The organism is Okeania sp. SIO2F4, from assembly GCF_010672385.1.
Lineage (GTDB): Bacteria > Cyanobacteriota > Cyanobacteriia > Cyanobacteriales > Microcoleaceae > Trichodesmium.
On sequence record NZ_JAAHGT010000079.1, the window covers coordinates 9,416 to 18,109 of the forward strand.

4 protein-coding genes are annotated in these 8,694 nt (G+C 33.3%); 2 read left to right on the forward strand and 2 right to left on the reverse strand.

What is annotated here, in order from left to right:
* Positions 1 to 558 precede the first annotated feature (558 nt).
* Positions 559 to 1,929: a hybrid sensor histidine kinase/response regulator gene (locus F6K22_RS07745; RefSeq protein WP_293095442.1), complete on the reverse strand. Its 1,371-nt coding sequence runs from the start codon at positions 1,927 to 1,929 to the stop codon at positions 559 to 561.
* A 605-nt stretch (positions 1,930 to 2,534) separates the two neighbouring features.
* Positions 2,535 to 5,162: a hybrid sensor histidine kinase/response regulator gene (locus F6K22_RS07750; RefSeq protein ID WP_293095445.1), complete on the reverse strand. Its 2,628-nt coding sequence runs from the start codon at positions 5,160 to 5,162 to the stop codon at positions 2,535 to 2,537.
* A 1,656-nt stretch (positions 5,163 to 6,818) separates the two neighbouring features.
* Here F6K22_RS07750 and F6K22_RS07755 point away from each other — a divergent pair.
* Together F6K22_RS07755 and F6K22_RS07760 are read left to right on the forward strand one after the other, a co-directional pair.
* A complete protein-coding gene (locus tag F6K22_RS07755) occupies positions 6,819 to 7,154 on the forward strand; it encodes a hypothetical protein (protein ID WP_293095448.1) in 336 nt (111 codons plus the stop codon).
* A gap of 246 nt (positions 7,155 to 7,400) precedes the next feature.
* On the forward strand, positions 7,401 to 8,694 hold a 1,294-nt coding region (locus tag F6K22_RS07760), incomplete at its 3' end, for an AAA-like domain-containing protein (RefSeq protein ID WP_293095451.1).

Genomic DNA, 8,694 nt, shown 5'->3' on the forward strand with positions numbered 1-8,694 from the left:
ATGAACAGGTTAAAACTATGGCTGCTTTTCAATATCGAGAGGCTTATCACAGTCTTTAAAGTCCTCATACTACTGCGACACAAAATAAAGAATCAGATGTAGAAGTTGTGTTTTTTTCGGAAGTAGAAATAGAAACAGGTGTTCAAGTTTAGTGGGAATTAAAGCTCGTAGTTGGGCTTTAGCCCTTCAAATATTTATATTAGGGTTAAAGCTCAATTACAAACAACAAGTTTTGATCGTTCATTTTAATGAGATAAAATAAAATTACTACAAAATTATTTGGATGAACAGGTTAAAACTATGGCTGCTTTTCAATATCGAGAGGCTTATCACAGTCTTTAAAGTCCTCATACTACTGCGACACAAAATAAAGAATCAGATGTAGAAGTTGTGTTTTTTTCGGAAGTAGAAATAGAAACAGGTGTTCAAGTTTAGTGGGAATTAAAGCTCGTAGTTGGGCTTTAGCCCTTCAAATATTTATATTAGGGTTAAAGCTCAATTACAAACAACAACTTTTGATCGTTCATTTTAATGAGATAAAATAAAATTACTACAAAATTATTTGGATGAAAAATTGATAGGAATCTCAATCATAAATGTTGAACCTTCATCAATTTTAGAATCACAAGTTAGTTTTCCGTGGTGCTGCTCTACTATTATTTGATAACTAACTGATAATCCTAATCCAGTACCTTTACCAATTTTTTTTGTGGTAAAAAATGGCTCGAATATTCGTTCTATTATAGACTCATCTATACCTACTCCATTATCACCAATTTTAATTAATATTTTTTCATTAGTTGCTAGTTCTGTGATAATCCAAATTTTCGGCAACTGCTGTTCGGAATTTATTTGCTGTTCAATTTTGTTTTGTCTCTTTGCTTCTAAAAAATCAATAGCATTATTCAATAAATTTAAAAAAACTTGATTCAGTTGATTAGGATAACATTGAATTTGCGGTATTTCAGCATATTCTTTGATGATTTTAACTGGTAATAAATTATCTGTTTCTTCTAGTCTAGACTTTAACAAAGCTAAGGTGCTTTCAATTCCTTGATGAATATCGACTAACTTATGTTCTGCCTGATTAATTCTAGAAAAATTGCCAAGGGAATCGACTATTTTCTGAATCCTTTCTGCTCCTTTTTTCATAGAAGATATGAGCTGAGGTAAATCATCACTCAAAAAATCTAGGTCGATATCTTCCACATAGTTCTGAATTTTTTGATTGGGTGATGGGTATTCTCCCTGATAAAGTTTAACTAAATTTAGCAATTCTTGGAAATAACTATTTGCATAGTTAAGATTATTATCAATAAAATTGATAGAATTATTAACTTCATGGGCAATACCTGCGGCTAATTGTCCCAAACCAGCCATTTTTGCACTTTGAATAATTTTCACTTGAGCTTGTTTTAGTTCCCGTAAAGTTTGTTCTAGACTTTCAGATTTTTTGCTCAATAAAGTTTCTGAGGTTAAGAGCTGTTTGTTTTTTTCCTCAAGCATCAAATTTTGCTTGATAATTAGCCTTCTACTATAATTAATCTGAAGTTGATTCTGTATTCTGATTAAAACTTCTTCTAGATTAAATGGCTTAATAATATAGTCTAGCCCTCCTACAGAAAAAGCTTTTACTTTATTGAAAACTTCATCGAGAGCGCTCACAAAAATTACTGGTATATTCTGAGTTTCTTGGTTGGCTTTAAGTTGCTCACAAACCTCATAGCCATTGATTTCAGGCATATTAATATCCAATAAAATCAAATCTGGAACTTGAAAATTAATAGTTTTTAATGCCATTTTTCCATTAGTTACAGCTCGAACTCTGTGTCCTGCATTTTTCAATATCTGGGATAAAAGCTTGATATTTTCTGGAATATCATCAACAATCAGAATATTTCCAGTAATTTTATGGTTAGAGTTGTTCATATAGCAATTCTCATACTCGTAAGGTAAAAAATTTGGTGTTACTAAAGAAATTTATTATATTACAGTATTTAAAAGTCAGGATTCAGGAAATATAAAGGAGTTTTTTCCCTTAAAGGTTTGACCAATTTTAGGTCTGGAAAAAGTACCAGCTTTTCGGTTGAAGCGATCGGAAAAAGTGAGCATTTTGGGGTAATGCGAGGTAGAAAAATTAAGGGACTATTCTTCTGACTAACTACTCTATAACTCCCATTTCTCCTGACTCGGTTCTCCTGAGTCCTCCTCCTTGCTAAAAGACTCCCATAACCAAACCCTAATTAAGGAGTTTTATACCTAATCAGCAACACCCAAAATTATATTTATAGCGGTTTTCCAAAATGTTGACTTGCATTGCTTCTGCCTCACAGGAGTGCGCATTCCCTCTCTTGGTCAGCATTCCCTTGCGTCTTTAGCACCCCGCGGGGTCGCACCGCTTCTGCTCTCAGCATAAGTGCCTTTAAGCCAAAATCTCTGTATTCTATGTTAATGAAAACTGCTATAGGTTTTAGGTGATAAAAAATTAGAAAAATAATTTTACTGTATATCACAAAGAGTGAGAAACTTTATAATTAAATTTGATTGTCTTCTTGGTCAATAATTTTTTCTGTTAAATCAGTAATCTCTTCAAATTTAAGTTGATTTACATACTCTATTAATGTTTCGGATAAATCAGAATTAGATGCAGGAATTTCTGCTGCTAAGTTAAGAATTAAATCTGCATCTGCTACAAGAGCTGATCGATGCAGATTTATCACCCATTCTATGGGCATTGCTAACAACATTTCTGGTGTTAAATAATTTTTTTGTAATGAATTTTGTGGTTTGTCAATTTGCCAATTATTTTCTGGCTTCCCATTTTCATAAATGTAACTTACCCCTAAATATTCAGCAATTTTTTCCAACAAAATTATCTGGGAAAATGGTTTCATAATCAATTCATCGCAACCTGTAGATAAAATTTTACTAGCCCCATCTGCAAAAGTTTGAGTTGTTAGGGCAAAAATTACAGGTGGCTGATTATTACTATCTCTTTTAATGGATTCGATCGCTTCCTTTCCTGATTTAGCTAATATCTCTAAATCTATCAAGATTAAGTGGGGTTGCCAATTTTCCCAAATATTAGTTATTTGATTAATTTCAGTAGCTTCCTGCACAACAAAACCTATTATGCTTAAAATTTCAAGTAATAAAATACTGTCAATTTCTAGTATTTCGACAATTAAAATCCTATATTCTGGTTGATGGGGTGCTAAAGCTATAATATTATCAGGATTTGCAGTTTCAGTTTTAGGTAATTCTGTTTCCTGTATCTCAATATTAAATGTAAATTTTGTTCCTAAACCCACTATACTACTAACAGAAATATTGCCTCCCATCAGTTGTACAAATTTCTGACTAATAGTTAAACCTAATCCAGTTCCTTGTTTAGATTTACGACCTGTTTCTGTTTGCTCAAAAGCTTGAAATAATTTATCTATTTCTTCTGGAGCAATACCATAACCTGTATCACTCACTTCAAATTGTAGATGGTTTTTCTCTTGTGTTTTGCTAATACTTAATGTTACTCCTCCTTTGTTAGTAAATTTGATGGCATTTCCCAATAAGTTAATTAAAACTTGGCGCAATTTTTTATCGTCAGTTTGGATATATTGGGGCACATTAATATCCCATTTACATTCTAGGTACAAATTTTTATTCAAGGCTTTTAAACTAAACATTTGTTCTATATTATTTGTCAAAGCAAATAGGTCGAAATTAGCGTTATTTAATGTGGTTTTACCAGCCTCTATTCTCGAAATTTCTAAAATGGTATTAATTAATTGAAGTAAATGCTCGCCTGCTTGATTAATAATCTGAATAAATTCTTTGTTTTTGGTAGTTATGGATGAGTCGAGATTCATTAGTTGAGTAAAACCAATAATTGCATTTAAAGGAGTGCGCAATTCATGATTCATCGAAGCGATAAAATTACTTTTAGCTAGGTTAGCTTCATCCGCTGCTACTAAGGCTTTTTCTAACATTAATGACTTTCGTTGAGTTTCGGCTAATAATTCTGCTTGTTCTAAAGCTACTCCTAACTGACTGCCAATTTGAATAACAATATTAATTTCTGGGTTTTCCCACTTACGAGGGGCAGAATTTTGATAAGAAGCTAATAACCCCCATAGTTTATTGTTAGAAATAATCGGAACAATTATATATGCTTTGGCTTGAAAACTCTCTAATAGTTGAATATAACAATCACTAAATCCAGCTTCGTAAATATTTTCAATTACTCGATACTTTGTACCCTGACTATAAATACCACCTTTTTCTTCTTGTAGGTAGGTATCTTCAATTACGTCGGGATTAGTTAAATCTTTGACTAAACAGTTTTCAGTATCTACAGCGTTTTGTTTGAGACTGGAGTCATTTTCTTGTTCCTCTACTAAAATTTTCCAGCCACTTTCGACTGACTCTGCTACTATTTTCCCACTCCAGTCAGGATTAAATTGATAGATAACTACCCGGTCACAATAAATTGTTTGTTGTAATTCTTGAGTTGTGGTTTGAAATATGGTGGGAATATCTAGACTCTGACGTATTTTTTGAATGACTAGAGAGATAACTTTTTCCCGTTTAGCGCTTGCTTGTAATGATGATATAGTTTGTTGGTGCTTTTCTATTTCATGTTGTAAATTATTCAAAGCTGTTGATAATTCAGCAGTCTGTTGTTGTACTTCTTTTTCTAAGTTTTGATTAGTTTGCTCCAATGCTGCTTCTGCTTGTTGGCGTTGAGCTATTTCTGTTTCTAATTGCTGGTTAATTGCTTCTAGTTGTGTAGGAGTTTTCAGAGATAAAAATTTAGGTAATAGCTTTACCAATTGCCAAGTTGTGTAGCAAGCAATTAGGGCAGTGATAGATTTCTCAATCCCGATTAGCAAATGAAAAGGATTGGGATACCATAGACTTAATATTACCATCAAATGACCTATACCACATAAGATCATCACAGTACATAATAAACCAAATACTCCCGAAATTATTACATATTTCCATTTTTGCAGAAAGTAAATTAGGATTGCCGGAATTGAAAAATAGGCGATCGCTATGAATAAATTTGATAACAAATGTAACCATATTGGTTCAGGTGGCCACAGATTGTTTCCCCGGGGAATAAAATTAGGTAAAAATAGTTGACTTAATATTTGCCACATAATTAATTATTAGTTTTGTTATGTCTTATATTTTCTTCTATTATACAGTTATGAGCAATAGATACAAGCGTGAAAAATGATGTAGGAATGTTCTATAAAACTTTCCTAAAAGAGTTTTAGAAAAAGTTTTTTTGTTTTACGCCCATGTCTATATAGACATATGCGTGAATAAAGATATGGATTTTTGGCTGGAGCAAATCAAGAGAGATAAAGATAAGAGGCGTTCATGAAAAATATTTTTAGTAAAAAGTTATGAAAAATGATTTGGTGAGTAACTTTTACTTCTCTTTTGTTGACCTATGCAAATGGTTAAATAAAAGGTAAGCATTCAGCCGTCAGCTAACAGCTATCAGCTATTGTTTTTGGTTGGAAATTTAAACCCCACCCTTAAAACTATACTTTATAAACATCTTTCTTAATATAAAACTCTATAATGGATAACTTTAAGAACTGGATCTTATTCCTGATAGCTGAATGCTAATAGCTGAATGCTTACAATAAAAGGCTTGTTTAGTTTTTAGAGATTCATATAGCGTTTCTCAGCCTAATGAGGTATACCTATCTTTATTTGTATTCTATTTCCTATTCCCACTTAAGTGTTCCCTGTTCCCTAAAACCAACCAATTTTGTACCTCAACAGCATGGAAATTGCCATATAAAATCATACCTGTTGCCAAAAATATTCCTACATAAACTTTTTTTAGTAGATAATAAGAGATGGTGGTTTGGCAATACGAGAAAATTCAAGAGGGAAGGAACGATAAAGATACAAGTTTTTAGCTAATATTAACATAATGTCATACAAAAATTCACAAATTTTGTAACAAAATTGTAATTTTTTAAGCAACGGTAATAGTCAGGCTTTCAACTACTATACATAATCAACATTAAAAAGGTACAAATTTATATGATTTAGCTACAATTACAGTATTAATACAAATGCTTGATCATAGAATACAAAATAGATAAAACTTTTGAATAAATGTATAAATACCAATTACCATGCATTAATGTTATACTTGACGACACTTCAATTATTAAGTAATTAACACAAGCCGAATCACTTTTTTAATAATTGTTAGCTATTTAGTCTTAATTATTCTTATGTTTACTTCTCTTGACCAAAAAATTAAGGTTTAAATCCTCTCCTTTCAAGGAGAAAAAAGCGGTCGTTTGCGGAGCATTCCGTAGGATGGGATGGCGAGGTCTCCGTTCCCTCCGGGACGCTACGCGAACTTCGAAGCTTTGCGAAGCGCAAACGCTTGCCTCCAATCGACCAAGACAGCGGTTGTTTGCGGAGCATGACCTTAGGATGGGATGGCGAGGTCTCCCGAAGAATGCAGAGCCGCGTTTCATGTCGCGTTTGCGCAATTATTCCGTAGGAAAGCGAAACGCAATTCAAGTCGCTCCGAAGTGCGCCATATCCAATCAACCAAGAAAAGAAAAAAAAATTCCTTTTTAACCAATCCTATCCGTTTTTAAGAAGAGGTAATAATTAATTATTAATTATTAATTATTAATTATTGAAGGAGGTTGCATCCAACTTTCCTACCTACTCCCCTACTGAAGAAACGGGTTGAAAAGTTTTTGAGAAATGCTATAACAGGAGTTAAGCAAAGATATCTAATACCATTTCACAGAATTGAGAATTGAGAATTGAGAATTGAGAATTCAGAAGTTAGATTGGATAGGCTAAAAACTTTGGTAGTCCTGCATGGTAATGGTGAGGATATATATTTTTTAATTTCTCCGACAGTCCCCATCTCCTCATCTCCGAGACTCCCCATCTCCGAGACTCCCCATCTCCGAGACTCCCAATCTCCCAATCTCCCCATCTCCTCATCTCCCCATCTTCCCATCTCCTCATCTCCCCATCCCCCCATCTCCGAAAGTCCCCATCTCCCCATCCCCCCATCTCCCTACACTCCCGGTGCTTCCTTTACCATTACTATCCACCACCACCGAGGCAATTATTTAACATTTAAAGTTTGAAACTATTTGTGACATCTTTAAAGTGAATTGGTATAACAAACAGGCTTTTTCGTAGATTTATATTTTTTGAAACGAAGGATATCTCAGAGTAGATTTATATTTTTTGAAACGAAAGATATCTCATATCGAGCAGGTTTCTTAGTATAGATACTTCAGATAATAATATAAGTAATTTTATAGAACAAACATGATATTTTATAACTATGAATTATTTACTCAAATTATCCATACTCAATAATTATAAAAATGAATTTAGACGAAGTTATACAAATACTTAATGCTAATTTACCTTCTCCTTTAAGTCACCTTCAAGAATTTATCTTGCGCTCTTCCTGGGAAGGAAAAACATATATAATGATGTCTAATGAGGCATATTATGGAGCAGAACATTTGAGAAAAGTTGCTAGTGAACTATGGTCATTACTAAGTAACTATTGGCAAGAACCAATTTCCAAAACAAATTTGCGTCAATATTTAGAACCCATAACTCTCACAAATTCACAGCAAAAATTACTGGAGAAATACTGTCAAAATCAAAAAGTAAATATGTATATAGAATTTCCCAGTAGTGTGATTCCTTTAAACTCTTACTTATACATAGAGCGGCCTCCCATAGAGGATCTAGCTTACTCGGAAATTACTCAACCAGGGAGCATTATTAGGATTAGAGCGCCACAAAAGATGGGTAAAAGTTCTCTCATGCTACGTATTCTCGATCGTTCTAAATATTTGGGTTATCATGTTGTCAATATAGACTTCAGACAAGCAGAAAAACCTACTTTTTCTTCTATAGATAAATTTCTGCGTTGGTTTTGTGCCAATATTACTAAACAGTTGTCTATAGAATCTATGTTGGATAAATATTGGGATGAAATCTTTGGTAGTCAAATTAGCTGTACAACTTATTTTCAAGATTACTTACTAGAGCAAGTTGAGACTCCAGTGGTATTAGCACTAAATGAAGTAAATAGACTGTTTAATTATCCTGAAATTGCCGAGGATTTTTTGCCTTTGTTACGCTGCTGGTATGAAAAAGCAAAACAGGAAGAGATTTGGCAAAAATTACGCATGATTGTTGTGTATTCTACAGAAATTTATATACCACTGAAAATCTATCAATCTCCTTTTAATATCGGATTACCACTGAGACTACCTCCTTTTACCCTAGAACAAATTCAAGATTTAGTACAACGTCATCGATTATCTTGGCTACAAGAAACTCATTGTCAGCAACTAATGGCAATAGTGGGGGGACATCCTTACCTGGTACAATTGGCTTTATATTATCTCCATCGGGGAGAACTTCGTTTTAAACAATTATTAGAAGAAGCACCAACAGAAGCAGGAATTTATAATAACCATTTACGCAAATTATTAGCGATCCTTGAGCAGGAAGAAAAATTGAAAGCAGCTTTTAAAAAAGTTGTTACTACCCAAGACGGGGTGGATATAGACCCTATCATAGCTCATGAGTTGGATAGCATGGGGTTGATAACTATTTCTAAAGATTTAGTAAGACCAAGCTGCGAGTTGTATAGGA

Bases quoted from the DNA above. Each gene is read 5' to 3' on its own strand.
- F6K22_RS07745 (WP_293095442.1), bottom strand. From the start codon at position 1,929: ATGAACAACTCTAACCATAAAATTACTGGAAATATTCTGATTGTTGAT.
- F6K22_RS07750 (WP_293095445.1), bottom strand. From the start codon at position 5,162: ATGTGGCAAATATTAAGTCAACTATTTTTACCTAATTTTATTCCCCGG.